A 25,185-nucleotide genomic window follows, 5' to 3' on the forward strand; every position below is an offset into this window, starting at 1 on the left:
GTCTGTGCACTCCCGGCGCCCACCCGCGGCGCGCACGTGCCCGGTGCGCACGGGCCGGGTGCGCACGGGCCCAGTGCTCGCGGATTCCGTGCTCATGGGCTCAGTGCCTGCGGAGGCAGGGCCGGCGGACGCGGTGCCGGCGGACGCGGTGCCGGCGGGACCGGGCCCGCGGGCGGGTCAGGCCTGGCCGGAGCCGGTCTCGCGTACGACGGCGAACAGGGTGCGCGCCGAAGTGCCGTCCGGGAGCAGCATGTTCCCCGTGACGTGGCCCAGGTCCTGGCCGGTGGCGGCCCGGCCGGGGCGGACGACCCGGTTGATGTGCAGGGTCAGCCCCGGGCCTGCGGTGTTGGCGGTGCGGACCCGTACGGCGGTGCCGCCCGGGCCGCCGGTCACCGTCTCGATGCCGGTGGCCACGGGGTGTTCGGGCCCGGTGAAGTGCCCCTCGACGGTGGGGTCCGGGGTGTTGCTGACGCTCTGCTCCTGCGGAACGGCCGCTCCGGCCATCAGGGCGACCAACTGGGCGACGAGCACCGGGTCGTGAGCCCCGTCGTACGCCCAGCGCCTGCCGAGCACTCCGTGCTCCGTGGTGCCGATGAGTGCCGCGTCCCCGGCGCCTTCGAGGGGCTGCGCCCGGTAGGTGAACGGCACCTGGTACGTGACGGGCTCGGCCCCGCAAACGTCGGTGACCAGCATGAACTCGATGCCGACCGCGCCCGTCGGATCGTCGAGCCGGAACCCGCCCGCCTTGGCGAGCTCCGGCTTGCCGTCCGCTCCGCCGAGGTACCAGGGTTGCGCGGGGAGCCAGGCGGTGAGCAGCTCCAGCTTGGTGGGGGTCAGTGTGGTGCGGTGGATGACAGCCATGTTGTCGGTCCCTCTCCCATCGGCGTGCTGTCATCCTGCCACTGGTGCGGAACCGCGCCAGTACGCGCCGTGGCTTCGCGTGGCCGACGCGTTCCCACCGGGGGTGTATCCCCAGGGGGGACCTAACTCCCCGCCCTGCTGGGTGCGTTGTGCGCTAAGGCCTCGAACGGAACGTCGTCGCCTTGCGCGCCCTCCCCGTCCTCTCGTCAGTCGTTCAGGCGGGCGAGGATCAGATTGGGGTCCTTGGCGGTGACATAGGCGGCGCTCAGTACGTGGACGGTGTTACCGCGCAGGGCGATCGATGTCGGATTCTGCAGACCGTCGGCCGAGGTCAGCAAGGTCGAGTGGCTGCCGTCGGGCTGGACGAGCGCGACTTCGCCCGGGCCGTTGAGGGCGGCCAGCAGCTGGTCGCCGCGGCCGGTGAAGGCGAAGTCGTCTATCCCCGGCAGGCCGGTGGCCCGGGTCCGGACCTCGCCGGCGCGGCCGTCCCGGAGGACGGGGATGCGCAGAACGGTGCCCTGGTCGAGGTTGGTGGCCCAGACCGCGCCGTTGTGGATCTTCAGTCCGTTGGCGCCCAGGAATCCGGTGGCGGCCAGTTGGGGCGCGCTGGACCAGGCGGTGGGGGTACCGCCGGTGGTGGGCACGCTCCAGATGGCGCCGAGCACGGAGTCGGTGACGTACAGGGTGCGGGTGCGGGGGTCGAGCGCCAGGCCGTTGGGCAGGCCGTTCGCGGGCAGCGGGGCGATCCGCTGCGGTTCGCCGCCGGGACGCATACGCCACACCCCGGTGAGGCCGGGGGTGCCGGTGGCGTAGAGGAAGTACAGGGTCCCGTCGTGGGCGCGGACGATGCCGACGGTGAGCGGGAAGCCCATGACCGGGGTGTGAACGCCTCCGTCGGCGGGCTTGGGCAGGGTGGCCAGGACCCGGACGGTGCCGGTGCGGGAGACCTCGGCGACCTGGCGGCTCTTGGCGAAGGTGACGTATGTGGCGCCGCCCGGTGCCAGGGCGGCGTTCTCCGGCGTCTGGCCCCTGGCCAGGTCGAAGTGCACGGCGATCCGCGCTCTGCCCAGCGGTGCGGGGGCGGCCGAGGCCGGCGCAGGGGTGAGTGCTGCGGCGACGGCCGCGACGAGGACGGCCGCCGGGAGGGCGGACGCGGTGAGCTTCTTGAACATGGTTCCTCCACTGGTTTTCGGGCATGCGGCAGCAACGCGCCGACGTACGGACCGCGCAGCTGTGCGGGTGGGTGAGGGTTCTGCCCGGGGGCCGGACGGCCCCGGGGCCGCTCCCGGCGGCGGCCGGTCGTCGGCCGTGCCCGGGTGGGGCGGGTGTTCACGGGCGCCGGCCGGGCGCCCGGTGGCATGGCGTGACGTCAGGCAGCGCCGGCCCGGGGTCCCGTCCGCGCGGGCCCGGCCGGGACGGTGCTCGGGGTGACGGCCTGGGCGAGCAGGGTCAGCGCGGCCCGCGAGGGCGAGCCCGCCTCCGTGGTGGCGACCACGACGGCGGGGCCCGGCCCGTGGCTCAGGGTCTGCTGGACCACGGTCAGCGGGCCGACCAGCGGGTGCCGCATCTCATGGGTGGCGACGGTGCACGCCCTGACCCGGTGGTCGGCCCACATCGAGGCGAACTCGCTGCTCCGCGCGCTCAGTTCACCCAGCAGTGAGTGCAAGGCAGTGTCCTGCGGATGCTGGGCCGCCACCAGGCGCAGACTCCCCACCACCGCTCTGGCCTTGCCCGGCCAGTCCGCGTACAGGTCGCGGGTATGACGGTCGAGGAACACCAGCCTGGCCATGTTGGGGCGCTGGGCCGGCGGCTCCGGGGCGCCGGGGTCCAGGTGCCCGGCGAACAGTGCGTGGCCCAGGCGGTTCCAGGCCAGCACGTCGCTGCGCCGGCCGAGCACGATCGCCGGAACGTCCGCCAGCACGTCCAGCAGCTGGGCCGTCGCCTCCGTCACCCGCTCCGGCGCGGGCCGCCGGCGCCGGGAGCGAGGCCGTTCCACCCGGGCCAGGTCGTGCAGGTACCGCTGCTCGGACTCGTCGAGCCGCAGTGCCCCGGCGATCGCGTCCAGCACCTCGGGCGAGGCGCTCAGTGACTGACCCTGCTCCAGCCGGGTGTAGTAGGAGGAGCTGACACCCGCCAGCAGCGCCAGCTCCTCGCGCCGAAGACCCGGCACGCGCCGGCGCTCCCCGTAGGTGGGTATCCCGACGTCCCCGGGGCGCAGTTGGGAGCGCCGTGCCTGCAGGAAGTCCCCGAGCTGCGATTTTCCGGTCATGGATCCGAGTATGGGCCGACGTGAAAGCCGTAGCCTGCCCCAGCTGTGGATAGGCACCGGCGGGTCCGGCCGGGCAGCAGGACCCGCCGGTGGAAGGGGCCCGCATCCCCGCTGGTCGTCCTCAGCGCGCCGCCCTCGCCCCGGCGTGGGGCGGGGGCGGGTGTCGTGCGGGGCGGCTTCGCGCCGCTTCTGGCCGGCCCGCTCTTGCTGGCCGGCTCTCTATCGCGCCTGCGGGGCGAACGCCGCGAGCCGGTCGTCGACCGGGGCGCCGGTCAGCCGGTTGGCGAAGGTGGAGAGGGTGTACGTACCGATGCCCAGGACCACCTCCAGGGCGTTCCGGGTGGTGTAGCCGTGGGCCAGGAATGCCTGGAGGCGGGGCTCCGTGACGGCTCCGGAGGTGGCGAGCACCTCCAGGACGAACGTGCGCAGCGCCTCCAGCGTCTGGTCGGGAAGCGGCTGTTGGGTGCGGAGAGCCTCGATGAGGGCGGCGTCCGCGTCCATCGCGGTGAGCTTGGCCGTGTGCATGGCCACGCAGACGTGGCACTCGTTGCGGGTGGCAAGGGTGAGGATGAGGACCTCGCGGTCCAGCTGGGAGAGGGTCGTCGACTCGAAGATCCCGCTCAGCTTCAGGAAGCCGTCGAGGGTCTGGGGTGAGGTGGCCATGCGGGCCACAGGGGAGGGGAGATAGCCGAGGCGGTCGGTGGTGGCCTGCATCGCCCGGCGGGCCGGGGCGGGGGCGGAGTCGGCGGTGTGGTCGGGGAAGGCGGTGATGGTCATGGCTGGCCCTTCGCTAAACTCGACAATGTGATTGACGAAAACGTAAACCAGGTTGTCGAAAACTGCAACGGCGGGCTGCCGCGCCATGACTGAGCACAGGGCGCCGGGCGCGGGGACGGACGGTTCGGCGGAGGGCTCGGCGGAGGGCTCGGACGGCGGCCGGGCGGAGTGGGCGGCAGGGGGCGGCGCGTCGGACGGACGCGGATACGAGCTGCCCATGCTGCTGTTCGCCGGGTTCCGTGCGGCCATCGACCAGTTGCACGCCCGGCTGGCCGAAGAGGGGCATCCGGATGTGCGCCCCGCGTACGGCTTCGCGCTGCAGGCGATCGGTGTGCGCGGCGCGACCGCGAGCGAGGTGGGGCGGCGGCTCGGGGTGTCCAAGCAGGCGGCGGGCAAGACCGTGGACCGCCTTGAGGAGCTGGGGTATGCCGAGCGGGCCGCCGACCCTGCCGACGGGCGTCGCAAGCTGGTGCTGCTCACGGCGCGCGGGGTGGAGGTGCTGGTGCGGTCGGGGCAGATCTTCGACGAGCTGTACGCGCAGTGGGCCGGGGTCCTGGGTGCGGAGCGCCTCGCGGGGCTGGAGTCCGACCTGCGGGCCCTGGTGCCGGGGGCGGCGCCCGGGGGCGGTTTCCGGGTGGACGTGGCGGGGTGGTTCGGCGGCTGAACCACCTGCGGCGGGGCCCGTCCGCCACCTGGCGGGCGGGCCCCGGGTGTGCGGCCTGCGGGTGCGGGGGTCAGCCGGTGAGCCGCAGGCCGTCCGCGACGACCCGGCCGTCGTGCAGGACCGTACGGTCGGTGCCGCGGTCCATCACGGCGGATGTCACCGTCTCACCGTCGACGAGAAGAAGATCGGCGCGGTCACCCACCGCGAGGCCGGGGCGGTCGGCGACCGACGTGAGGCGGGTGAGGTTCCCGTCGAGGACCGCGGCCCCGCCCAGGGTCGCGACGGCCACGCAGTGCTCGATCAGCTCGTCGGCGCGGTAGCGGTTGGTGAAGGCGAGCTGCCAGGTGCGGTCCAGCATGTCCGCGTTGCCGTACGGCGACCAGTAGTCGCGCTGGCCGTCCTCGCCGAGCCCGACCCGGACCCCGGCGGCCGTCAGATCGGCCAGCGGCAGTGCGCGGTGCTGCGCAGGGGCGATGGTGGCCATCGCGATGTCCAGCTCCGCGAACTCCTCGATGAGACGCCGGGTCGTCGCCTCGTCGACGCTCCCCAGGTCATAGGCGTGGGACAGGGTCACCTGCCCCGCCATGCCGAGCGCGCGCACCCGCTCCAGGATGAGGTCGACGCTGAACACACCCAGCGGGCCCGGCTCGTGGAGGTGCATGTCGACGGGGGCCTGGTGCCGCTCCGCGAGGCCGAAGACGATGTCCAGATGGCGGACCGGGTCGCGGTCCAGGGTGCACGGGTCGATTCCGCCGACCACGGCCGCCCCGGAGGACAGCGCCTGGTCCATCAGCTCGGGAACGCCCTTCTCCTTGAGCAGACCGGCCTGCGGGAACGCCATGATCTCGACCTCGCACCGGCCCGCGTGCGCCTCCTTGGCGGCGAGGACGCCCTCGAAGCGCTCAAGGCCGGAGTCCGCGTCGATCTGCGCGTAGCTGCGGACGCGTGTGGTGCCGCGTTCGATCATGCGGCCCAGGGTGTGGGTGGCCCGCTCGGCGACGGTCCACTCGTCGTCGCGCCAGTGCGCGCGGTCGTTCATCGTCATGGCCCAGACACCGGGGGCGCCCGTGTGCGGGCGGAACGGCAGCCCGATACGGGTGGCGTCCAGATGGCAGTGGACGTCCGAGAAGGAGGGGAGGACGAGCCGGCCCCGGCCTTCGACCACGTCGCCGGCCGGCGCGTCCGACGCGGGGCGGTCCGGGTCGTGCGGCGTCAGTGCGGCGATCGCACCACCCCGTATCTCCAGGTCGCAGGGGGCGCCGCCCCAGGGACGGACGTTCGTGATCAGCATCCGGTGTCTCTCCTTGTTTCCGTGCCGCGGCGTATCGGCGCCGGGGTGGCGCGCCCGCCGGTCATTCGGCCGGGAGCACCCCGGCCAGGGTGGCGAGGGAGGGGCCGCGGCCCCTCTCGATATGGGCGTAGGCGAGGGCGTCGGCCAGATCGGGGTTGCCGGCGTGGATCGCGGCGCAGATGTCCTGGTGCTCGGAGCACTGCACCCGCGGATCGAGGCCGCCGGTGAGGGTGAACAGCCACTGGACCAGGCCGAGTGAGGGCTGGAGGGCTGTCCGGAGCAGCCGGTTGCCGGTCATCGCGACGATCTCCGCGTGCAGCGCGGTGTTGGCGGCCGTGATCTCGTGGACGTCCCCGCGCAGCGTGGCTGCCTCGGCCACCTCCATCAGGGCCCCCAGCTGCCCGCCTCCCCGGCCGGCCGCACACGCTTCCGCGGCCCTGCGCGCGGCGAACACCTCCAGGCTGAGGCGCAGATCGAACAGCTCGGACACATCGCGGAGCGAGAGCCGCCGCACCGAGGCGCCGCGGCGGGGGGATATCTCCACCAGGCCCTCCGCGGTGAGCCGGGTGAGCGCCTCACGGACGGGGATGCGCGAGACGCCCAGAGCCTCCGAGAGATCGCGCTCGCGCAGCCGTGAACCCGGGGGGTACTCACCGGAGATGATGCGGGAGCGGACCGTCCGCTCGGCGTGGGCGACGTGCGACGCACCGGTCTCGGGGGGTTCGTTCAGCACGGTGTCTCCTGGGGCGGCGGGGCAGCGGAGTCCGGGGCCGGTCCGGCCGGACGGCAGGCCCCGGCGGAGCCGAGCCGACAGTAGCAGTCGGCATACCAAACATGAACGCCACTGCTCGGTATGCGTAGTTCACCCCTTTTTGGGGGGTGGTGGACTGCGTACGTATGACGCTCCGCCTCGGGCGGGTATACCAATGAGGGGGCGGTCGGTCGCTGGTGCGGTACCGGTCGGTCGCTGTGGCAGGGTGGCGTCCTCCCCGAGGACGGAGTGGACATGTACCAGGCCGGCGACACAGCTCTGGTGATCACGGTGCCCGAGGCCGAGCCGGTGGTCGCCGGCTGGCGGGCGCGGTTCGACCCCATGGCGGCGGACGGTATTCCGGCGCACCTGACCGTGCTCTACCCGTTCCTGCCCCAGGACCGTATCGACGACGGGGTGCTCGACGCCCTGGCCCGGCTCTTCAGCGGCCACCCCGCCTTCGACGTGACCTTCCGGGAGTGCGGGCGCTTTCCCGGCCTGCTCCATCTGGCCCCCGAGCCGGACGGGCCGGTCCGGGCGCTGACCCGGGCCGTGTACGCGCGCTGGCCCGAAGCGCCGCCGTACGGGGGCCGGTTCGGGGATCCGGCGCCGCACGTGACGCTGACGCAGCGACAGGACCCGGCCGTGCTCGACATGGTCGAGGCCGATGTGCGGAAGCGGCTGCCCTTCGGTGCGGCCGTGCGCTCCGTCGGGCTGGTCGCCTACGACGGCACGGCCTGGAGCAGCCGGGCCGGCTTTCCACTGGGCAGCGCCCCGGCCCCGGAGGAGGGGGGCCAGGGCGCGACGTGAATGTCCCGGATGGTGATTACCAGGTGAGGGCGGCGGCCTGGGTGCTCTGCCAGTAGGAGACGGCGGCGGAGTCGTCGACCCAGGTCTTCTTGGGTACAGCGGGGGAGGCCGTGGGGCCGACCGAACCTGCCATGGCGCGGCCCTGGAAGTTGAGGGACATCTGCTTGGCCCAGTGGCCGTTCGCTCCCTCGCCGGTGGAGCCGGAGGTGAGGAGGCCGGCATAGGCCGACTTGCCCGGGTCGAGCGTGACGACCGCCTGCGGAACGCTCTCCTGAAGGATCTGGACGGTCGACTGCGGGTGGTCGAAGCCGACGAGCGGGGCGCCGTAGGCGTAGCAGGGGGTCTTGCCCGTGTTGGTGGTCTTGATCAGCAGGTGGTTGATGGGGCGGCTGACCTGGGTGAGCACCGTCTTGGTGTTGGCGGGGGTGCAGGTCACGATCTTGGCGGCCTTGGCCGGCGCGGCGCTCGCGGTGGTGGCCGACACGCCGGTGAGGGCGAGTGCGGCGATCAGACCGGCGGCTGCTGCGCTGACAATGCGGGTGCGGCGGACGTTCATGGTGAAACTCCCCGTGAATCTACGAAGGTCTGTACAGATCTGTACAGGTCTGTATCGGTCTGCGAAAGACCGGTGATGTCCCTGCCGGCTGAGTCGGCCGGACAGTTCAGAGGTGAGTGATGAGCAGGGCGACTGTCGCCGCCGACAGGATCAGTACGGCCAGGGCGACCGCGTCGACCAAGCTCAGGCCCCATCCGTGCCGGAGTCGGTTGAACACGAACTCAGCTTGCGGGGTGGCTGGTTCACGCTGCAATCGTTCCCGGACCATTGGGGACGCCGGAATGGCTGCGCGTACTCTGACCTGGCGGGACGGGATGACCCTGGAACGCCTTCCTGGAACGTTTTCCGGGACGAGGGACGAGGGAGAACGGTGGCCGTGGGCTCCGAGACCGAGGAATTCGCCGCACTGCTCCGTGAGCTGAAGAACCGTTCCGGGCGCAGCTACGGCACCCTGGCCGCCAAGCTCCATATGAGTACGTCGACGGTGCACCGGTACTGCAACGGTGACGCGGTCCCGACCGAGTACGCGCCGGTCGAGCGGTTCGCCCGGCTCTGCGGGGCGACCCCGGAGGAGCTGATCGGGCTGCACCGGCGCTGGCTGCTGGCCGACGCGGCCAGAAGGAGGCCCAGGGGCGCGGCGCTCCCCGATCCGGCGGCCCCCGCCGCTGCGGCCCCTGGTTCACCGGCCCCCGGTTCAGCGGCCACGGGCGAAGCCGCCCCGCAGGGACCCGCAGCGGCAAACCCCGCCAAGGGCGCGGGGCGGGCGGACGCGGTGGCACCGGACACGGCACACCCGGACACGGCGCACCCGGACACGGCGCACCCGGACACGGCAGCTCCGGACGCCGCGGTGACGGCTCCTTCCGGCCCGGCCGGACACGCGCCCTCGCCCGCGCGGTCGCGCAGGAACTCCCGCCTCTGGATGGCCGGGGCCGCAGTGGCCGTGGCCGCGGCCGTGGCCGTACCCGTCGCACTGGAGCTGCGCCCCGACGACGCGTCCGGCGCGACCTCGGTCGCGGGGGGAGTACCGCACCGTCCGCAGAACGACGCCCCGTCCACCGGGCCCTCGCCACGGAAGTCCCCCTCCGCCTCTGCTTCCCCCTCCGTCACCCCTTCCCCGTCCGCCTCGGCTTCGGCGCGGGCCGGCGGGACCACGGGGACCACCGGTGATCTCGGGCCCGACGGCGACAGCGTCCCCGCCGTGCCCCTGGCGGTGAACGTCCGGCCGTACGTCTGGGACAGCCCGTGCAGCCAGCGGTATCTGGTGGACCGCCCGGCCACGAAGATGCCGCCGCCCGCCAGCGAACAGGACGCCGCGAACTGGGCCGGCGCGCTGGGCGGGGTCTCCAGCGGCAACGCGCGGATCGAGCTGTCCGTGCAGGGCAAGACGTCGGACGCGGTGGTGCTCCAGGCCCTGCACGTGCGGATCGTGGGCCGCCACGCGCCGCTCGCCTGGGCCTCGTACGCGATGGGCGACGGCTGCGGCGGCGGGCTCACCCCGGCCGGCTTCGATGTGAACCTGGACACTGGGACCCCGCTGGCGCAGCCGACCGCCGGGGTGCAGGGCGACCGGAAGGTCCCGGCCACCGACTTCCCGTACCGGGTGTCCGCCGACGACCCGCAGGTACTGGAGGTCAACGCGCACACCGACGCACACGACGTCAGCTGGTACCTGGAGCTCCAGTGGAGCAGCGGCAGCCGGCACGGGACCCTCCGGCTCGACGACCACGGCAGGCCGTTCCGCGCGAGCAGCGAGAAGGGGCGCCCCCACTACAAGTACCCGATCGGCGGGGACGCCTGGCTCCCGTCATCGAACTGAGGCCCGCGGCCCGGCCCCGGGCGGCGCCTACAGCCGCTCGGGCGTCCGGATGCCCAGCAGCGCAAGACCCTGGTGCAGGGTGCGGGCGGTCAGCTCGCAGAGGAACAGCCTGTTCTCCACCTGCTCGGGGGTGGCGGCCTTGAGGACCGGGCACTCCGCGTAGAACGTCGTGTAGTGCGAGGCCAGCTGGTAGAGGTACGCGGCCAGCTTGTGCGGCTCGTACGCGGCGGCGACCTCGGCGAGTACCTCCGCGAACTGGTCCAGGTGCAGACCCAGCGCACGCTCCGCCGGAGCCAGCTCCAGCTCCGGGTGCGCGACCGGCTTCGCCTCGCCCGACAGCCGCAGGATCGACTGGATACGGGCGTACGCGTACTGGATGTACACGCTGGTGTCGCCGTTGAGCGACACCATCTGGTCCAGGTCGAACTTGTAGTCGCGCGCCGCCGACGTGGACAGGTCCGCGTACTTGACCGCGCCGATGCCGATCTGTGTGCCGTTCTCGACGATCTCGGCCTCGGTGAGCGCGACCTTCTCGTTGTTCTTCTCCCGCACGACGGCCGTCGCGCGGTCGATCGCCTCGTCCAGGAGGTCCACCAGCCGCACCGACTCGCCGGCCCGGGTCTTGAACGGCTTGCCGTCCTTGCCGAGCACCGTGCCGAACGCCAGCTGCACCGGCTTCGCCTCGCCGTCGCCGGTCTCCAGCCAGCCCGCCCTGCGAGCCGTCTCGAAGACCATCTTGAAGTGCAGCGACTGCCGGACGTCCACCACGTACAGCAGGGCGTCCGCCTTGAGGTCGCCCACCCGGTTGCGGATCGCGGAGAGGTCGGTGGCCGCGTAGCCGTAGCCGCCGTTCGTCTTCTTCACGATGAGCGGGACCTGGTTGCCGTCCGGGCCCTTCACATCGTCGAAGAAGACACAGAGCGCGCCCTCGGACCTGACCGCGACACCCGACTCCTCCAGGAGACGGCAGGTCTCCTCCAGCATGTCGTTGTAGCCGGACTCACCGACGATGTCCGCGTCGGCGATCTCCATGTCCAGCTTGTTGAAGACCGAGTAGAAGTAGATCTTCGACTCGTCCACGAACCGCTGCCAGTGCGCCCGCGTCTCCGGGTCACCGGCCTGGAGGGCCACCACCCGGTCCCGCGAGCGCGCCTTGAACTCCTCGTCGGAGTCGAAGACCGCACGCGAGGCCTTGTAGAGCCGGTCGAGCGAGGACATGGCGGCCTCGCCGGCCTCCTCGCCGCCCTCGTGGTCCAGCTCGTGCGGGTGCTCCATCAGGTACTGGATGAGCATCCCGTACTGGGTGCCCCAGTCCCCGATGTGGTGGCGGCGGATCACCGTCTCGCCGCCGAACTCCATGATCTTGGCCATCGCGTCGCCGATCACGGCCGACCGCAGGTGCCCGACGTGCATCTCCTTCGCCACGTTCGGCTGGGCGTAGTCGATGACCGTGGTGCCCGCCTGCGCCGCGTACGGCACACCGAGCCGCGGGTCGGCGGCGCGCGCCGCGAGGGTCTCGGTGATCGCCCGGTCGGTGAGCGTGATGTTCAGGAAGCCGGGGCCCGAGACCTCGATCTCCTTGACCAGGTCGTTGGCCGGGAGCGCCGCGGTGACCGTGGCTGCCAGCTCGCGCGGATTGCCCTTCAGCTTCTTCGCCAGGGCCAGGATGCCGTTGGCCTGGAAGTCGGCCCGGTCGCTTCGGCGCAGCAGCGGGTCCGCGGAACCGGCATCCGGCAGAGCTGCCGTCAGCGCGTCCGCGAGGTGCTCCTTGAGCGTCGAAGCGAGGGAATTGACCGAGACTGGCTCAGGCATGGGGCCGACTGCCGTTTCCGTAGGGGTGCAAGGGATCCCGCCCAGTATCCCACGGCCCGTAAAGCCGTTTTCGCTCTGCTGCGGGGACCTGGGACAATGGCGTCCGCCCGGCGCGGAAGTCTCCGCCCTGCATGAAGACGTACGAGGAAGAAGGATGTGCCGATCGTGGCTCAGAGCACCGAGACCGACTGGGTCTCCCGCTTCGCGGACGATGTCATCGCCGAATCGGAGCGCCGTGCCGCGGGCGCGAAGGACTCCGGTGCCGGCGCACCGGTGGTCGTCGTCGCATCCGGACTCTCTCCCTCGGGCCCCATCCACCTGGGCAACCTGCGCGAGGTGATGACCCCGCACCTGGTCGCCGACGAGATCAGGCGGCGCGGGTACGAGGTGCGCCACCTCATCTCCTGGGACGACTACGACCGCTACCGGAAGGTGCCGAACGGCGTCCCCGGTGTCGACGCGTCCTGGGCCGAGCACATCGGCAAGCCGCTCACCTCGGTGCCGGCCCCCGCCGGGTCCGCGTACCCGAACTGGGCCGAGCACTTCAAGGCGGCCATGGTCGACGCGCTGGCCGAGCTGGGCGTGGAGTACGACCCGATCAGCCAGACCGAGCAGTACCTGGCAGGCACCTACCGCGAGCAGATCCTGCACGCCATGAGGCACCGCGGCGACATCGACGCGATCCTGGACCGCTACCGCACCAAGAAGGACCCCGCGAAGCAGGGCCCCGCCGGCGGGAAGCAGAAGCAGGGCCAGAAGCCGCTCGACGAGGCCGAGATCGAGGCGGCCGAGGGATCAGGCGCAGCCGACGAGGACGACGGCAGCAGCGGTGACACGGGGTACTACCCCTACAAGCCCTACTGCGGTGCCTGCGAGAAGGACCTCACCACGGTCACCTCGTACGACGACGCCACGACCGAGCTCGCCTACACCTGCAACAACTGCGGGCACACGGAGACCGTCCGGCTCAGCGAGTTCAACCGCGGCAAGCTGGTCTGGAAGGTCGACTGGCCGATGCGCTGGGCCTACGAGGGCGTCGTCTTCGAGCCCAGCGGTGTCGACCACTCCTCGCCCGGGTCCTCGTTCGTGGTCGGCGGACAGATCGTCCGCGAGATCTTCGACGGTGTACAGCCGATCGGCCCGATGTACGCGTTCGTCGGCATCAGCGGCATGGCCAAGATGTCGTCGTCCAAGGGCGGCGTGCCCACCCCCTCGGACGCGCTGAAGATCATGGAGGCGCCGCTGCTGCGCTGGCTGTACGCCCGGCGCAGGCCCAACCAGTCGTTCAAGATCGCCTTCGACCAGGAGATCCAGCGCCTCTACGACGAGTGGGACAAGCTGGAGTCCAAGGTCGCGGACGGCTCGGCGCTCCCCGCCGACGCCGCAGCGCACACCCGCGCGGCCCGCACCGCCGCCGGTGAACTCCCGCGCACCCCGCGCGCGCTGCCCTACCGCACCCTCGCCTCCGTCGCGGACATCACGGCCGGGGCCGAGGACCAGACGCTGCGTATCCTCAGCGAACTGGACCCGGCGAACCCGGTCACCTCGCTCGACGACGTGCGCCCCCGGCTCGACCGGGCCGAGAGCTGGATCACCACCCAGGTCCCGGCCGAGCAGCGCACCCTGGTGCGCGACGAGCCGGACACGGAGACCCTGGCCGCCCTCGGCGACCAGGACCGCGAATCACTGCGGCTGCTCCTCGAAGGGCTCGACACGCACTGGTCGCTGGACGGCCTGACGACGCTCGTCTACGGCGTGCCGAAGGTCCAGGCGGGCTTCGAACCGGACGCCAAGCCCACCCCGGAGATGAAGGTCGCCCAGCGCACCTTCTTCGCCCTGCTCTACCAGCTGCTGGTCGGCCGCGACACCGGACCGAGGCTGCCCACGCTGCTGCTCGCGGTCGGGGCCGACCGGGTACGCAAGCTGCTCGCGGTCTGACGGGCGGTACGGCGGAGGGCCGCTGCCCCGGGGATCCCTCCCGGGGCAGCGGCCCCCGTGCTCTCTCCCGCCGGTCGCGCGATGCGCCGCGCGGTCCCGCGCGCCGCCCTCCGCGTCCGCGCGCCCTCCGCGTACCGGACTGCGCGTCCGCGCGCGGACTCCGCGTACCGGACTGCGCGTCTACGCGATGTGCTCCGCGTCCAGTTCCTCCGCGTAGCGGTGCTGGAAGCGGGCCAGGTAGGGACGGAGCGAACTGTCGCTCAGGGTCTCGCTGTTGCGGCCCGTGACGCCGTACAGATCCTTCAGGTACCGGCCGAACTGCCGCACCGTCGGGACGTCGTTGTTCTCGCTGATGAACTTCCGGTAGGCCCCGAAGTAGGCGTCCTCACGGGACACGTCCTCGGGCAGCCCCTGCACCTCGGGGCCGTCCGGCCCTGCGGCCTCGTGGGCCTCGTCCGCGGGCTGCTCCCCGGCGCGGGGCCCGGGCACCACACCGCCGAGCCGGCGTGACCCGCCCGCTCCGGTGGGCACCATGACCCGAGCGGGGTCGGCGGCGCCGGACCCGTCATGCTGCTCACGGGGGTCGTGCTGCTCGTACGCCTGCTCCGGCTGCCGGCCGTAGGGCCCCTGGTGCTGTTCCCCGTACTGCTCGGCCTGCCGGCCGTACTCCTGCGGATACGGATCCTCGTACTGCTCGTACCCCTGCTCGTACCCATGCGGGTACTGCTGCTCGTACGCGGGCTCGTACGCCGGGTCGTACGTCCCCGTGTACGCCTCCTGCGAGACCTGCGGCGCGGCGAACCACGGGCTCTCGTGCGTGGCCTGCGGTTCCTGCTCCTCTTCCCGCTCCGGCTCCTGCTCCTGGACGCCGGGGCCCGCGGGGCCCGCCCGGTCCGGCGTCTCCGCCGCGACCTGCGCGGGCGCGGGCACCGCTGCGGTCCCGGCCTCCAGGGCGGGGGCCTGGGGCAGCAGCACCGGCTCGATCCCCGCGGCGGCCAGACCCGACGGTGCCGTCTCGGCGAGCGGGACCCCGTACCGCGCCAGCCGCAGCGGCATCAGCGACTCGATCGGTGCCTTCCGCCGCCATCCGCGCCCGAACCGGGCCTGGAGCCTCGCCTGGTAGATCAGCCGGTCCTGTTCGAGCCTGATGACCTCGTCGTACCGGCGCAGTTCCCAGAGCTTCATCCGGCGCCACAGCCGGAACGTGGGGACCGGCGAGAGCAGCCAGCGGGTGAGGCGCACGCCCTCCATGTGCTTGTCGGCCGTGATGTCGGCGATCCGGCCCACCGCGTGGCGCGCCGCCTCGACGCAGACCACGAACAGCACCGGGATCACCGCGTGCATCCCGGTGCCGAGCGGGTCGGGCCAGGCCGCGGCGCCGTTGAAGGCGATCGTCGCCGCGGTCAGCAGCCACGCCGTCTGGCGCAGCAGCGGGAACGGGATACGGATCCAGGTCAGCAGCAGATCCAGTGCGAGCAGCACACAGATCCCCGCATCGATACCGATCGGGAAGACCAGTGAGAAGGAGCCGAAGCCCTTCTCCTGGGCGAGTTCACGCACGGCCGCGTAGGAACCCACGAAACCGATCCCGGCGATGATCACCGCACCCGCGACCACGAGCGCAATGAGTATCCGGTGCGTGCGTGTCAGCTGCATCGCGGCCACCCGCGGTCCCCTCCTGAATTCGACATCCGGCGGGCACAGCCTGGCACATGCGTACGGGCGGCGTTGCGCGGGTACGCCGGGAGCCCGGTCCCAGGAGGGGGGACCGGGCTCCGGCGGGGGCGCCCGAAGGCGCCTGCGAGGGCTACTTGTTGGCCGCTGCCACCGCGGACACGGCGGGCTTGGCCGCCGTCTGCGCGCCCTTCGTCATGTCGGCGGCGGACGGGGACTTGGAGCCCTCGTACCCGGCGCCGTTGTGATTGACCGTGGCGACGACGTTCTCCGTACGGGTGATGACCACGGCGTAGGTGAAGTCCGCGTCGGTCTTGCGCTGTTCGTAGGTGACCGTGGTCGCCTCCTGGCCGATACCCGGTGTGGTCACCGTCTTGACGTTCTTCGCGCCGTCCGTCGCCTTCGCGTCGGCCACGGCCTTCGCGTACTGGTCCTGTGCCCGCTTCTGGCCGCTGCCGAGTACCGAGTCGGAGTCGAAGCGGAGATAGGAGACAGAGAGCCAGCGGTACTGCGAGCCCTTGGTGCCCTTGCTCTCCAGGCCGTTCCAGGAGCAGCCGGCGCGGGCCGACAGGTCGCTCGACTTGACCTCGGTCCCCGCCTTGTCCTTCGCCTTGGGGACGAGGTCGGAGACGGTCTTCCCCGGGATCGCCTTACAGGCGTCCGGCAGCTTGGGGTACACCGCCTTGGCGACCGTCGGGGTTGCCGAAGCGCTCGGCGCCGGCGAGCTGGAGCTCTTCTTGCCGCTGGAGCCGGAGTCCGACGAGCAGCCGGCGACGACGAGCATCACGGGGACGGCTGCACAGGCGAGAAGGCGGGTGAGTCGCGGGGCTGATCGGTGCATGGTTCCTTCGCTCATGTGTCGTACGGGTCGTACGGTCCGGGCCGCCACGGTACGCCGGGGCCGCCGGACGACGGACTATTCACCGATCTGGTCGGCGAGTTTGCGGGCCATGGCCTGCGTCCTGTCCTGCAGGCTCTTCGTGTCGGCGGGTGTGCCCGCCTCGGTCGGCTCCTCGCTGTACTCCACGGTGATCAGGACGTTCGACGCGCGGAAGACCACCCGGACGGTGTGCTGCGGGGACGCCGCGCCGGGCTTGGCCGGTACGTCGTCGAGGAAGGCGGCGCTGCCGAGGCCGCTCAGGAGCCGCGACCCGAGATCGCCGGTCGCCTGTCCCTCGTCGCCGTCCTGCCCGGTGTCCTGGGAGCCGCCCGGTGAGCTGTCCTGCCCGGGGGCCGGCGTGCCGTGCGCGGCTCCCTGCCGGTCGCTGCCCGTGCCGGCGCTCGCGCTGGGGGTGGACGGTGTGGTGGGGGTCGCGTCCGCCGAGAGGTCGGCGGCGGTCAGCTTCTGCGTGTAGAGGGTCTTCGCCTGGTCGTCGTCGCTGACGGTGGTGTCGTAGCTCACGACCCGTTCCATCCCGATGCGCAGCCGGTGCGCGTCGGCGGGCGAGTCGGCCTTCCACCGGCAGCCCACCTGGCGATCGGTGTCGAAGGTTGCCTCGGGGGTACCCGCGTACGCCTTCTCCTGCTGCTCCTTCGGCAGGTCGGCGATCTCCGGGAACATGTCCTTCAGGACGTCCTTGTCGGCGGCGCGACAGGGCTCGGGGAGGGTGGAGTACTTGCCGGGGGCTGCGGCGGGAGTGGTCTCGCCTGGCTTCGCGTCGGCGTTGGAACCATCGGTCCCGGACCCGGCGGTGCAGCCGGTGACGAGCGCTGCGAGCAGCACCAAGCCGGGTACGTAAGCCCTTCGCTGCACTGTCCGAGGCTCCCTTCGGAACGGAAAACGGATACCGCCTGATGACGGTGACCGGACACAATGTCTATCGCACGCACTGGTGTACACGCCGGTCCGCTGTCGTCTTCGCGGATCTTGATGCGTGTTTTTCTCTTTCTGGCTTTTTCGGGGGAATCGAGGAGTTATGTCGTATGTAGAGGTTCCGGGTGCGAAAGTCCCCATCCGGATGTGGGCCGACCCGGCGTCGGTCGAGGACGGCGCGATGCAGCAGCTGCGGAACGTCGCCACGCTGCCCTGGATCAAGGGCCTCGCCGTCATGCCGGACGTGCACTATGGCAAGGGCGCGACGGTGGGCTCGGTGATCGCGATGCACGGCGCGGTCTGCCCGGCGGCGGTCGGGGTGGACATCGGGTGCGGGATGTCGGCGGTGAGGACGTCACTGACGGCGAACGATCTGCCGGGCGATCTGTCGCGGCTGCGCTCCAGGATCGAGGCGGCCATCCCGGTGGGCCGGGGGATGCACGAGGACGCGGTGGACCCGGGCCGGTTGCACGGCTTCCCTGCGGCGGGATGGGACGACTTCTGGGCGCGGTTCGACGGGGTCGCCGAGTCGGTCAAATTCCGTCAGGGCCGGGCTGTGAAGCAGATGGGCTCGCTCGGATCAGGGAATCACTTCATCGAGTTCTGTCTCGATGAGTCGGATTCGGTCTGGCTGATGCTGCACTCGGGCTCCCGGAACATCGGCAAGGAGCTGGCCGACCACCACATCGGTGTCGCACAGAAGCTCCCCCACAACCAGGGCCTGGTCGACCGGGATCTGGCGGTGTTCATCGCCGACACCCCGCAGATGGGGGCGTACCGGAACGACCTCTTCTGGGCGCAGGAGTACGCGAAGTACAACCGGGCCATCATGATGAGCCTCTTCCAGGACGTGGTCCGGAAGGAGTTCAAGAAGGCCCGGGTGACCTTCGAGCCGGTCATCAGCTGCCACCACAACTACGTGGCCGAGGAGCGGTACGAGGGCATGGACCTGCTGGTCACCAGGAAGGGCGCCATCCGCGCCGGATCCGGTGACTACGGGATCATCCCCGGCTCGATGGGCACGGGTTCGTACATCGTGAAGGGGCTGGGCAACGAGAAGGCCTTCAACTCCGCCTCGCACGGCGCCGGGCGGAAGATGAGCCGGAACGCCGCGAAGCGCCGCTTCACCACACGGGACCTGGAGGAGCAGACGCAGGGGGTGGAGTGCCGGAAGGACTCCGGCGTGGTGGACGAGATCCCCGGCGCGTACAAGCCGATCGAGCAGGTCATCGAGCGGCAGCGCGACCTGGTCGAGGTGGTCGCCAAGCTCAAGCAGGTCGTGTGTGTGAAGGGCTGACCATGGCCCGCCCGGTGGCCCCGGGCGGGCCCGGCCTGGGTCACAGCTCCCTGTGCACCTTGGTGTTGGACGCCTGGGCGCGGGGGCGGACCACCAGGAGGTCGATGTTGACGTGGCTGGGGCGGGTCACCGTCCAGGTGATGGCCTCCGCCACGTCCTCCGCGACGAGCGGCTCGGCCACGCCCGCGTAGACCTTCGCAGCCTTCTCCTCGTCGCCGCCGAAGCGGGTCGTCGCGAACTCCTCGGTCCTGACCATGCCGGGGGCGATCTCGATCACCCGCACCGGCCGGCCCACGATCTCCAGGCGGAGGGTCTCGGCGAGGACCCGGGCGCCGTTCTTCGCCGCCACGTAGCCACCGCCGCCCTCGTACGCTCCGTGGCCCGCCGTGGACGAGACGATCACGACGGTGCCGTCACCGCTCGCGACCAGCGCGGGGAGCAGGGCCTGGGTGAGGTTGAGCGTGCCGATGACGTTCGTCTCGTACATCTGGCGCCAGTCCGCCGGGTCGCCCGTGGCCACCGGGTCCGCGCCGAGTGCGCCGCCCGCGTTGTTGACCAGGACACCGATGGTGGGGAACGCGGTGGCGAACGCATCGACGGCCGGGCGGTCGGTGACGTCCAGGGTGTACGCCATGGCCTGGTGGCCCGCTGCGTTGATCTCCGCTGCCAGCGCCTCGATCCGGTCCTTGCGGCGTGCGGTGAGCACCACCCGGTAACCGGCGGCGGCGAGCTGCCGGGCGGTGGCTGCGCCGATACCGCTGCTCGCTCCGGTGACGACAGCGATGCGGTTGGTGGCTGCGGGCGCGGCGGTCATGGCGATGCTCCTCGGGCGGACGGTCGATGCGGGGGATGTGCGGTGCGCGCGTGCGGTGCGCGCCGCGCTGCCAGGATAGGCCCGGTGTCAGCGGCCGCGCGGGGCGTACATGATCACGGCCATCCCGGCGAGACAGATCAGCGCGCCCGTCACGTCCCAGCGGTCGGGCCGGTAGCCGTCGGCCACCATGCCCCAGACGATCGACCCGGCGACGAAGACCCCTCCGTACGCGGCGAGGATCCGGCCGAACTGACCGTCGGGCTGGAGGGTCGCGACGAAGCCGTAGATGCCGAGCGCGACGATCCCGCCGCCGATCCAGATCCAGCCCCTGCTTTCCCGTACGCCCTGCCAGATGAGCCAGGCACCCCCGATCTCGAAGAGCGCGGCGAGGCCGAAAAGGGCAGCGGAGCGGAGGATGGGCATGGGGACAGCGTGGCACGGCCGTTCCGTGGTGCGAGGTGTGACCAGTGGGGCCCGGGTGGCCGGAGGTACGCGTGAGGTGACGCCGCGGGGCCGGGTGCCGGGAGGAGGAGCGGGCGGCCCGTCCCCGGGTCGTACGATTTCTGCATGACGCAGAAGACGGGGCCGCGCAGTGCGCTCATGGCCGAGCTGGGTGCCACGTCGCGCCGGTACATGGCTGCGTACGCCCTGTTCAACCAGGCGCTCGCCGACCATCTGCAATTGCACCCCACCGATGTGCAGTGCCTCAACCTGCTCAGCCTCGAACCGGGGCCGGTCACGACGGGGCGGATCGCGGAGCTGACCGGGCTGACCACCGGGTCGGCGACCCGGCTCGTCGACCGGCTGGAGCGGGCGGGCTATGTGCGGCGGCAGCGCGACGCGGACGACCGCCGGAAAGTACTCGTGGGGACGGTGCCCGCGCGCATGGCGGAGTTCGGGGCGGTCTGGGCGCAGTTGAACGGCGCCTGGTTCGCCATGTTCGACGCCTACGACGACCAGGAGATCGCTCTGCTCACCGACCACATGCGGCGGACGGTGGCGATGAGCGCCCGGCAGATCGGCCGGCTGCGGAGCGGGCAGCTCGACTGAACACGCCGGCTGTGCGCGGAGACCGCTCCGGCGTCCCGGCTGCCCGGCGTCTCGGCGTTCAGCCGGTGAAGGCGCTCGCGTTCTCGGTGGCCCAGGTGGCGAAGGTGCGGGCCGGGTGGCCGGTGAGCCGCTCCACATGGCCGGTGACGGTGGTGGGGACGCCGTCGGATGCGGCCCAGTAGCGCAGCAGGGCGTCGGCGGGGGCGGCCGCGAGGTAGGGGCTGACCGACTCCTTCCAGGCCTCGCGGGTGACGTGCCGGGACGGCAGGATGCGGCCGGCGGCGCTCTCCAGGGCCGCGATCTGTTCGGTGAAGGTGAGCGACTGCGGCCCGGTCAGGTGGTACGCCTCGCCGCGGAGCGCGGGCTCGGTGAGCACGGCGTACGCGGCCTCGGCGATGTCCTGTTCGTGGATGGGGTCCGAGTAACTGCCGGGGTGGGGAAGGTCGATGGTGCCCGAGTGCCGCAGGGCGCCCGCCCACTGGAGGGCGTTGGCCGCGAAGGCGCCGGGCCGCAGGACGGTCGTCTCGACGGGGGACGCGGCCAGCGCTTGTTCGACGGCGATGTGGGGGGCGGCGATCGCGCTCTCCCGCGCTCCGGGTCCGAGCACGGAGCTGGAGGAGAGCAGCACGATGTGCCGGCCGCCCGCCGCCCCGGCCTGCTGCGCGAAAGCGCCGGCGTGGGAGGGCTCCGCGTACAGGAAGACCGCGTCGATGTCGTCGAGTGCGTCCGGGAAGGTGGCGGGGTCGTGGAGGTCGCACCGTACGGCCGGCACGCCGCCGGGCAGGGAGAGGCTCCCGGGCGCGGCCGACGCGGCCCGGACGTCCAGACCGCGGTCGTGCAGGAGGGAGATGAGGGCGGAGCCGACTCTGCCGCGGCTTCCGGTGACGAGGACGGTCATGGGGGTGTCCCTTCGGGGGTGGCCGGGTGGGGCGCCGGTCCGGACACGGGCAAGGGGCGCGGCGCCGGCGCCCGCCACGATACTAGGCTGAGCGCAGAATCTGTGTCACGCAGTTAAATGAGCGGTGCCGCACCCGGCAGCAACCAGGTGCTCGCTCCCCCCCCGTGCGGGTGGGATCGGCCGCCACTCGGGGGCGAACCGCTGACGGGGGCGTGCCTTCAGGCGCTTCCGCGCGTTACCCCGGCCATGAACGTACGTCGAATTCTCACCACTGCCGCTGCCGGTTCCGCCCTGCTCGCCGCCTTCGCACCCGCCGCCCAGGCCAGCAGTCTCGGGGGCACCATCAGCAGCACCGCCCAGACCGCCGCCGCCGTCGGCGAGCAGGCCAAGCCGATCGCCAAGAGCGTTGCCGGGGACAACGTCGGCAAGAAGGTGCACGCGGTGAAGAGCGCCGCGAAGGCCGGGGGCGACGCCCTGAAGGCGGGCAACGAACTCCTCAGCAGCTGATTCCGGCCCGCGCCGGGACCCTTCTCCGTGGTGCGGCCCCAGGGCGGCACCGACCCTGACAGCCGGGCCCGCCGATGGCTGGTTCCCGGGAGTGCCTGCTCCCGGGAGCTCCGCCACGGCGGACGCCCGGCGTCGCCGTTTCGCGGGGAGCCGGCTATCCGGCCGAGGCCTCGTACGCCGCCGGTGCGATGCCCCGTACGCCGCCGGGGTGACGCCGATCGTCGAGGTGAAGTCGCGCGTGAGGTGCGCCTGATCGCTGTGGCCCGGCTCGGCCGCGAGCGTCGGCCGGTCGGCCCGCGCGTCCGCCCCGGCCCGTTCCAGCGCCTCACGGATGCGGTAGCGCAGGATCAATCACCCACTTGGGGCTCGCCCCCCCCACGTACACGGCGAAGAGCCGTTGCAAGGACCGCGCCGACACCCCCTCCCCGGCGGCCGGTTCCTCGACCCGGCGCACTGTGCGGCTGGGCCGAGCCCGGAGCGGAGGACGGCACGGCGGGCGCCATGCGGCTGCCCGCCGGAACGGTCGGTCACATGGTGCTCGGCGAACTCACCGTGCACGCCTGGGACCTGGCGTGCGCGACGGGCCAGGATCTCGCGCCCGGGGCCGCCGTGATCGGCGAACTCCTGCCCGCGCTCGCGGACATGGCGCCGATGGCCCGCGCCGCGGGAATGTTCGGCGAGCCGGTGTACGTGCCCGCCGGGGCACCCGCTCCCGGCCGGGTCCTCGCCCTCACCGGCCGTGGCCCGCAGTGGAGTTCCCGGCCGTAGCCGTAGCCGTAGCCCCGCGGCCCGCGCCGGAGCCCGGGGTGCGTCCGGTCCGGGTGCTGCGGTCCTGCCGGATGCTGCGCGGGGGCCGTCGTCAGCCGCGCCGTGCCGTCACGGCCACACCAGGCAGTACGCCTGATGCCCCGCGTCGTGCAGCCGGTGGGAGAAGTCCTGCCACTCGTGCAGCAGGCGGTAGGCGTTGAACGCGTCCCGGGGGCCGCCGCGGTCCGGGACCGTCGACCAGATGAAGGCGGCGGCGCCGACCGATTCCTCGCCGACACCGCGCAGCGGGTCCACGACCGTCATCGGGAGCTTCACCACCGCGTAGTCGGGGTGCAGCACGACCAGTTCCAGCGGGGGCACCTTGCCCAGGGGTATGCCCTGGATGCCGGTGAGGACCATGGCGGCCATCGTCTCCGGCTTTATCTTCGTGAACATGCCGCCCATGCCGAGCTCATCGCCGCCCAGCTCCTCGGGGCGCATGGTGACCGGCACCCGGGCCGCTGTCGCGCCGTCGGGCGCGCCGAAGTACTTGTAGGTCACGCCCACAAGCCCACCACTCCTGCTTCCCGTACTCCCCGCCTGCGCCCGTGTCTCTGCCTCTCGTCGGTGCTTTCCCCTTCGGGCAGGCTCGGGACCCAGGTCATCGGTCCCCTCGCCCAGTCCGCCACCGCGATGCATATCTCCACCCGACCACTCACGGCCCCCGCCGCGCAACCCGATCATCGTGTCAGAGACCTCCCCCACGGATGTGCGGTGAAACACCTGTCCGCAATACCGTCTGCGCCTCTGACACCATGGCTTGTGTGAGCTATCCGTACGAATACGAAGCCCCAGTTTCGCAGACGCTCTTCGACCGTGCGTCCCTTGTGACCCCCGGCGGGGTGAACTCTCCTGTTCGTGCCTTCCGCGCCGTGGGCGGTTCGCCCCGGTTCATGGTGTCCGGTACCGGTCCCTATCTGACCGACGCCGACGGACGTGAGTACGTCGACCTCGTGTGCTCGTGGGGTCCGATGATCCTCGGGCACGCGCACCCCGACGTCATCGCCGCCGTGCAGGCCGCGGTCGCGCGCGGCACCTCCTTCGGCACGCCGGGGGAGGGCGAGGTCGCGCTGGCCGAGGAGATCGTCTCCCGCATCGAGCCCGTCGAGCAGGTACGCCTGGTGTCATCGGGCACCGAGGCGACCATGTCGGCCATCCGGCTCGCCCGCGGCTTCACCGGCCGGGCCAAGGTGGTGAAGTTCGCCGGCTGCTACCACGGACACGTGGACGCGCTGCTGGCCGCCGCCGGGTCCGGTGTCGCGACCCTCGGGCTCCCCGACACCCCGGGGGTGACCGGCGCGCAGACCGGCGACACCATCGTCCTGCCGTACAACGACCTCGAAGCCGTACGCCAGGCCTTCGCCGCCCACCCCGGTCAGATCGCCTGCGTCATCACCGAGGCGTCCGCGGGGAACATGGGCGTCGTGCCGCCCGTCGACGGGTTCAACGCCGGACTCAAGGAGCTCTGCTCCGCCGACGGCGCGCTGTACATCTCCGACGAGGTGATGACCGGATTCCGTACCTCGAAGGCCGGCTGGTACGGCATCGACGGGGTCCGCCCCGACCTGATGACCTTCGGCAAGGTCATGGGCGGCGGCTTCCCGGCCGCCGCGTTCGGCGGACGCGCGGACGTCATGGCGTACCTGGCGCCCGTCGGTCCCGTCTACCAGGCGGGCACGCTCTCCGGGAACCCGGTCGCCACCGCCGCGGGCCTCGCCCAGCTGCGGCTGCTCGACGACGCGGCGTACGAGAAGGTCGACGCGGTCTCCCTGGAGATCCAGGGCCTGGTCACGGCGGCGCTCAGCAAGGAGGGCGTCGCGCACCGGATCCAGACGGCGAGCAACATGTTCTCCGTCTTCTTCAGCGACAGCCCGGTCCGCACCTACGAGGACGCCAAGGCGCAGGACGCCTTCCGCTTCACCCCGTTCTTCCACTCGATGCTGGCGCAGGGCGTCTACCTCCCGCCGTCGGCCTTCGAGTCCTGGTTCGTTTCGACCACGCACGACGAGCGGGCGGTCGAGCGCATCGCCGCCGCACTGCCCGCCGCCGCCCGAGCCGCCGCCGAGGTGTCCGCATGAGCGACAGCAGCAAAGAGATCACCGTTGTGCACCTGATGCGCCACGGTGAGGTGCACAACCCGGACGGTGTGCTGTACGGCCGCCGCCCCGGCTACCACCTCTCGGAGCTCGGCCGTCAGATGGCCGACCGGGTCGCGGAGCACCTCACGGGCCGGGACATCACCCATGTCGTGGCCTCCCCGCTGGAGCGCGCCCAGGAGACGGCGACCCCGGTCGCCACCTCGCACGGTCTCGACCTCACCACCGACGCCCGGCTCGTCGAGGCGGCGAACATCTTCGAGGGCAAGACGTTCGGTGTCGGCGACGGCGCCCTGAGCAGGCCCGCGAACTGGAAGCACCTCACCAACCCGTTCCGCCCCTCCTGGGGCGAGCCGTACGTGGACCAGGTCGTACGGATGATGGGCGCCCTCGACGCCGCGCGGGACGCCGCGCGCGGCCACGAGGCGCTGTGCGTCAGCCACCAGCTGCCGATCTGGACCGTGCGGAGCTTCGTGGAGCGGCGGCGCCTGTGGCACGACCCGCGCAAGCGGCAGTGCACGCTCGCCTCGCTGACGACGTTCACGTACCAGGGCGACCGGATTGTCTCGGTCGGTTACACGGAACCGGCGAGGGACCTGGTGCCGTCCCATCTCCTGTCCGGTGCAAAGCCTTCCAAAGGAAAGGCAAAAGCGTTCGGCGCGTAGAGTGAAAAATCGTACC

Annotated in this window: 25 protein-coding genes and 1 pseudogene; 10 read left to right on the forward strand and 16 right to left on the reverse strand. The window is 71.9% G+C overall.

Going from position 1 to position 25,185, the window contains the following annotated elements:
• Positions 1–177: 177 nt before the first annotated feature.
• The 4 genes from OG917_RS19865 to OG917_RS19880 all read right to left on the reverse strand — a co-directional run bounded on the left by OG917_RS19865 (position 178) and on the right by OG917_RS19880 (position 3,907).
• Positions 178–861, reverse strand: coding sequence for a maltokinase N-terminal cap-like domain-containing protein (locus tag OG917_RS19865; protein WP_328318958.1), 684 nt, complete (start codon positions 859–861; stop codon positions 178–180).
• Between the two features lie 206 nt (positions 862–1,067).
• The gene (locus OG917_RS19870; protein ID WP_328318959.1) at positions 1,068–2,033 is read right to left on the reverse strand and encodes an SMP-30/gluconolactonase/LRE family protein; all 966 of its coding nucleotides are present in this window, start codon (positions 2,031–2,033) and stop codon (positions 1,068–1,070) included.
• Positions 2,034–2,230: 197 nt separating this feature from the next.
• Positions 2,231–3,130 carry a helix-turn-helix domain-containing protein gene (locus OG917_RS19875; protein ID WP_328318960.1) on the reverse strand — a complete coding sequence of 300 codons (900 nt, stop codon included), beginning with the start codon at positions 3,128–3,130 and terminating at the stop codon, positions 2,231–2,233.
• Positions 3,131–3,349: 219 nt separating this feature from the next.
• The gene (locus OG917_RS19880) at positions 3,350–3,907 is read right to left on the reverse strand and encodes a carboxymuconolactone decarboxylase family protein (RefSeq protein WP_328318961.1); all 558 of its coding nucleotides are present in this window, start codon (positions 3,905–3,907) and stop codon (positions 3,350–3,352) included.
• A gap of 217 nt (positions 3,908–4,124) precedes the next feature.
• Between OG917_RS19880 and OG917_RS19885 the strand changes: the two genes are divergently transcribed.
• Entirely contained in the window at positions 4,125–4,571 is a 447-nt protein-coding gene (locus tag OG917_RS19885) for a MarR family winged helix-turn-helix transcriptional regulator (protein ID WP_328322027.1), read from the forward strand.
• Between the two features lie 70 nt (positions 4,572–4,641).
• Here the strand turns inward: OG917_RS19885 and OG917_RS19890 are convergent, their stop codons facing one another.
• Together OG917_RS19890 and OG917_RS19895 are read right to left on the reverse strand one after the other, a co-directional pair.
• Entirely contained in the window at positions 4,642–5,862 is a 1,221-nt protein-coding gene (locus OG917_RS19890) for an amidohydrolase family protein (protein WP_328318962.1), read from the reverse strand.
• 61 nt (positions 5,863–5,923) lie between these two features.
• Positions 5,924–6,595, reverse strand: a complete 672-nt coding sequence (locus OG917_RS19895) for a GntR family transcriptional regulator (RefSeq protein ID WP_443058989.1) — start codon at positions 6,593–6,595, stop codon at positions 5,924–5,926.
• A 273-nt stretch (positions 6,596–6,868) separates the two neighbouring features.
• Between OG917_RS19895 and OG917_RS19900 the strand changes: the two genes are divergently transcribed.
• Entirely contained in the window at positions 6,869–7,423 is a 555-nt protein-coding gene (locus OG917_RS19900) for a 2'-5' RNA ligase family protein (RefSeq protein ID WP_328318963.1), read from the forward strand.
• Positions 7,424–7,439: 16 nt separating this feature from the next.
• Here OG917_RS19900 and OG917_RS19905 read toward each other — a convergent pair whose 3' ends face one another.
• Entirely contained in the window at positions 7,440–7,979 is a 540-nt protein-coding gene (locus tag OG917_RS19905) for a DUF4232 domain-containing protein (protein ID WP_328318964.1), read from the reverse strand.
• A gap of 376 nt (positions 7,980–8,355) precedes the next feature.
• On the opposite strand from OG917_RS19905, the gene OG917_RS19910 reads away from it, so the two are divergent.
• Complete coding sequence (locus tag OG917_RS19910) at positions 8,356–9,798, forward strand: helix-turn-helix domain-containing protein (protein ID WP_328318965.1); 1,443 nt, start codon at positions 8,356–8,358, stop codon at positions 9,796–9,798.
• A gap of 27 nt (positions 9,799–9,825) precedes the next feature.
• Here the strand turns inward: OG917_RS19910 and argS are convergent, their stop codons facing one another.
• Positions 9,826–11,610, reverse strand: coding sequence for an arginine--tRNA ligase (gene argS / locus OG917_RS19915; RefSeq protein WP_328318966.1), 1,785 nt, complete (start codon positions 11,608–11,610; stop codon positions 9,826–9,828).
• Between the two features lie 156 nt (positions 11,611–11,766).
• Here argS and lysS point away from each other — a divergent pair, with 156 nt between their 5' ends.
• The gene (gene lysS / locus OG917_RS19920; RefSeq protein WP_328318967.1) at positions 11,767–13,548 is read left to right on the forward strand and encodes a lysine--tRNA ligase; all 1,782 of its coding nucleotides are present in this window, start codon (positions 11,767–11,769) and stop codon (positions 13,546–13,548) included.
• A 180-nt stretch (positions 13,549–13,728) separates the two neighbouring features.
• On the opposite strand, the gene OG917_RS19925 is transcribed toward lysS, so the two are convergent.
• The 3 genes from OG917_RS19925 to OG917_RS19935 all read right to left on the reverse strand — a co-directional run bounded on the left by OG917_RS19925 (position 13,729) and on the right by OG917_RS19935 (position 16,975).
• Positions 13,729–15,213 (reverse strand): DUF2637 domain-containing protein, encoded by a 1,485-nt coding sequence (locus OG917_RS19925; protein WP_443058990.1) that lies wholly within the window; start codon positions 15,211–15,213, stop codon positions 13,729–13,731.
• Between the two features lie 142 nt (positions 15,214–15,355).
• Positions 15,356–16,063, reverse strand: coding sequence for a DUF3558 domain-containing protein (locus tag OG917_RS19930; protein WP_328318969.1), 708 nt, complete (start codon positions 16,061–16,063; stop codon positions 15,356–15,358).
• A 75-nt stretch (positions 16,064–16,138) separates the two neighbouring features.
• Complete coding sequence (locus OG917_RS19935; RefSeq protein WP_328318970.1) at positions 16,139–16,975, reverse strand: DUF3558 domain-containing protein; 837 nt, start codon at positions 16,973–16,975, stop codon at positions 16,139–16,141.
• A gap of 163 nt (positions 16,976–17,138) precedes the next feature.
• Between OG917_RS19935 and OG917_RS19940 the strand changes: the two genes are divergently transcribed.
• Positions 17,139–18,332 (forward strand): RtcB family protein, encoded by a 1,194-nt coding sequence (locus tag OG917_RS19940; protein ID WP_328318971.1) that lies wholly within the window; start codon positions 17,139–17,141, stop codon positions 18,330–18,332.
• Positions 18,333–18,372: 40 nt separating this feature from the next.
• Here the strand turns inward: OG917_RS19940 and OG917_RS19945 are convergent, their stop codons facing one another.
• Positions 18,373–19,146 carry an SDR family NAD(P)-dependent oxidoreductase gene (locus OG917_RS19945; protein ID WP_328318972.1) on the reverse strand — a complete coding sequence of 258 codons (774 nt, stop codon included), beginning with the start codon at positions 19,144–19,146 and terminating at the stop codon, positions 18,373–18,375.
• 87 nt (positions 19,147–19,233) lie between these two features.
• Positions 19,234–19,569: a YnfA family protein gene (locus OG917_RS19950; protein WP_328318973.1), complete on the reverse strand. Its 336-nt coding sequence runs from the start codon at positions 19,567–19,569 to the stop codon at positions 19,234–19,236.
• Between the two features lie 144 nt (positions 19,570–19,713).
• Here OG917_RS19950 and OG917_RS19955 point away from each other — a divergent pair, with 144 nt between their 5' ends.
• The gene (locus OG917_RS19955; protein ID WP_328318974.1) at positions 19,714–20,196 is read left to right on the forward strand and encodes a MarR family winged helix-turn-helix transcriptional regulator; all 483 of its coding nucleotides are present in this window, start codon (positions 19,714–19,716) and stop codon (positions 20,194–20,196) included.
• A 58-nt stretch (positions 20,197–20,254) separates the two neighbouring features.
• Here the strand turns inward: OG917_RS19955 and OG917_RS19960 are convergent, their stop codons facing one another.
• Positions 20,255–21,094, reverse strand: a complete 840-nt coding sequence (locus tag OG917_RS19960; RefSeq protein WP_328318975.1) for an SDR family oxidoreductase — start codon at positions 21,092–21,094, stop codon at positions 20,255–20,257.
• A gap of 246 nt (positions 21,095–21,340) precedes the next feature.
• Here OG917_RS19960 and OG917_RS19965 point away from each other — a divergent pair, with 246 nt between their 5' ends.
• Positions 21,341–21,601, forward strand: coding sequence for a hypothetical protein (locus tag OG917_RS19965; protein ID WP_328318977.1), 261 nt, complete (start codon positions 21,341–21,343; stop codon positions 21,599–21,601).
• A 195-nt stretch (positions 21,602–21,796) separates the two neighbouring features.
• Here the strand turns inward: OG917_RS19965 and OG917_RS19970 are convergent.
• Positions 21,797–22,076, reverse strand: a pseudogene (locus tag OG917_RS19970) (AraC family transcriptional regulator); the annotation flags it as partial.
• Between the two features lie 26 nt (positions 22,077–22,102).
• Here OG917_RS19970 and OG917_RS19975 point away from each other — a divergent pair.
• Positions 22,103–22,369, forward strand: a complete 267-nt coding sequence (locus OG917_RS19975; protein WP_328318978.1) for a hypothetical protein — start codon at positions 22,103–22,105, stop codon at positions 22,367–22,369.
• Positions 22,370–22,477: 108 nt separating this feature from the next.
• Here the strand turns inward: OG917_RS19975 and OG917_RS19980 are convergent, their stop codons facing one another.
• Positions 22,478–23,047: a hypothetical protein gene (locus OG917_RS19980; protein WP_328322031.1), complete on the reverse strand. Its 570-nt coding sequence runs from the start codon at positions 23,045–23,047 to the stop codon at positions 22,478–22,480.
• Positions 23,048–23,163: 116 nt separating this feature from the next.
• Here OG917_RS19980 and hemL point away from each other — a divergent pair, with 116 nt between their 5' ends.
• Both hemL and OG917_RS19990 read left to right on the forward strand, forming a co-directional pair.
• The gene (hemL, locus tag OG917_RS19985) at positions 23,164–24,486 is read left to right on the forward strand and encodes a glutamate-1-semialdehyde 2,1-aminomutase (protein ID WP_328318979.1); all 1,323 of its coding nucleotides are present in this window, start codon (positions 23,164–23,166) and stop codon (positions 24,484–24,486) included.
• Positions 24,483–25,169 carry a histidine phosphatase family protein gene (locus OG917_RS19990; RefSeq protein WP_328318981.1) on the forward strand — a complete coding sequence of 229 codons (687 nt, stop codon included), beginning with the start codon at positions 24,483–24,485 and terminating at the stop codon, positions 25,167–25,169. Before hemL ends, OG917_RS19990 begins: the two co-directional genes overlap by 4 nt.
• The last annotated feature ends 16 nt before the right edge of the window (positions 25,170–25,185 follow it).

This window comes from Streptomyces sp. NBC_00388, from assembly GCF_036061255.1.
Lineage (GTDB): Bacteria > Actinomycetota > Actinomycetes > Streptomycetales > Streptomycetaceae > Streptomyces.

What these genes read in the sequence shown, in the direction of transcription:
- OG917_RS19930 (WP_328318969.1), bottom strand. Translation starts at nt 16,063, where the DNA reads ATGCACCGATCAGCCCCGCGACTCACCCGCCTTCTCGCCTGTGCAGCC.
- OG917_RS19960 (WP_328318975.1), bottom strand. Translation starts at nt 21,094, where the DNA reads ATGACCGTCCTCGTCACCGGAAGCCGCGGCAGAGTCGGCTCCGCCCTC.
- OG917_RS19975 (WP_328318978.1), top strand. Translation starts at nt 22,103, where the DNA reads ATGCGGCTGCCCGCCGGAACGGTCGGTCACATGGTGCTCGGCGAACTC.
- OG917_RS19945 (WP_328318972.1), bottom strand. Translation starts at nt 19,146, where the DNA reads ATGACCGCCGCGCCCGCAGCCACCAACCGCATCGCTGTCGTCACCGGA.
- OG917_RS19955 (WP_328318974.1), top strand. Translation starts at nt 19,714, where the DNA reads ATGACGCAGAAGACGGGGCCGCGCAGTGCGCTCATGGCCGAGCTGGGT.
- OG917_RS19865 (WP_328318958.1), bottom strand. Translation starts at nt 861, where the DNA reads ATGGCTGTCATCCACCGCACCACACTGACCCCCACCAAGCTGGAGCTG.
- OG917_RS19880 (WP_328318961.1), bottom strand. Translation starts at nt 3,907, where the DNA reads ATGACCATCACCGCCTTCCCCGACCACACCGCCGACTCCGCCCCCGCC.
- argS (WP_328318966.1), bottom strand. Translation starts at nt 11,610, where the DNA reads ATGCCTGAGCCAGTCTCGGTCAATTCCCTCGCTTCGACGCTCAAGGAG.
- OG917_RS19980 (WP_328322031.1), bottom strand. Translation starts at nt 23,047, where the DNA reads ATGCATCGCGGTGGCGGACTGGGCGAGGGGACCGATGACCTGGGTCCC.
- OG917_RS19870 (WP_328318959.1), bottom strand. Translation starts at nt 2,033, where the DNA reads ATGTTCAAGAAGCTCACCGCGTCCGCCCTCCCGGCGGCCGTCCTCGTC.
- OG917_RS19890 (WP_328318962.1), bottom strand. Translation starts at nt 5,862, where the DNA reads ATGCTGATCACGAACGTCCGTCCCTGGGGCGGCGCCCCCTGCGACCTG.
- OG917_RS19905 (WP_328318964.1), bottom strand. Translation starts at nt 7,979, where the DNA reads ATGAACGTCCGCCGCACCCGCATTGTCAGCGCAGCAGCCGCCGGTCTG.
- OG917_RS19875 (WP_328318960.1), bottom strand. Translation starts at nt 3,130, where the DNA reads ATGACCGGAAAATCGCAGCTCGGGGACTTCCTGCAGGCACGGCGCTCC.
- OG917_RS19885 (WP_328322027.1), top strand. Translation starts at nt 4,125, where the DNA reads ATGCTGCTGTTCGCCGGGTTCCGTGCGGCCATCGACCAGTTGCACGCC.
- OG917_RS19950 (WP_328318973.1), bottom strand. Translation starts at nt 19,569, where the DNA reads ATGCCCATCCTCCGCTCCGCTGCCCTTTTCGGCCTCGCCGCGCTCTTC.
- OG917_RS19990 (WP_328318981.1), top strand. Translation starts at nt 24,483, where the DNA reads ATGAGCGACAGCAGCAAAGAGATCACCGTTGTGCACCTGATGCGCCAC.
- hemL (WP_328318979.1), top strand. Translation starts at nt 23,164, where the DNA reads ATGGCTTGTGTGAGCTATCCGTACGAATACGAAGCCCCAGTTTCGCAG.
- OG917_RS19965 (WP_328318977.1), top strand. Translation starts at nt 21,341, where the DNA reads ATGAACGTACGTCGAATTCTCACCACTGCCGCTGCCGGTTCCGCCCTG.
- OG917_RS19900 (WP_328318963.1), top strand. Translation starts at nt 6,869, where the DNA reads ATGTACCAGGCCGGCGACACAGCTCTGGTGATCACGGTGCCCGAGGCC.
- OG917_RS19940 (WP_328318971.1), top strand. Translation starts at nt 17,139, where the DNA reads ATGTCGTATGTAGAGGTTCCGGGTGCGAAAGTCCCCATCCGGATGTGG.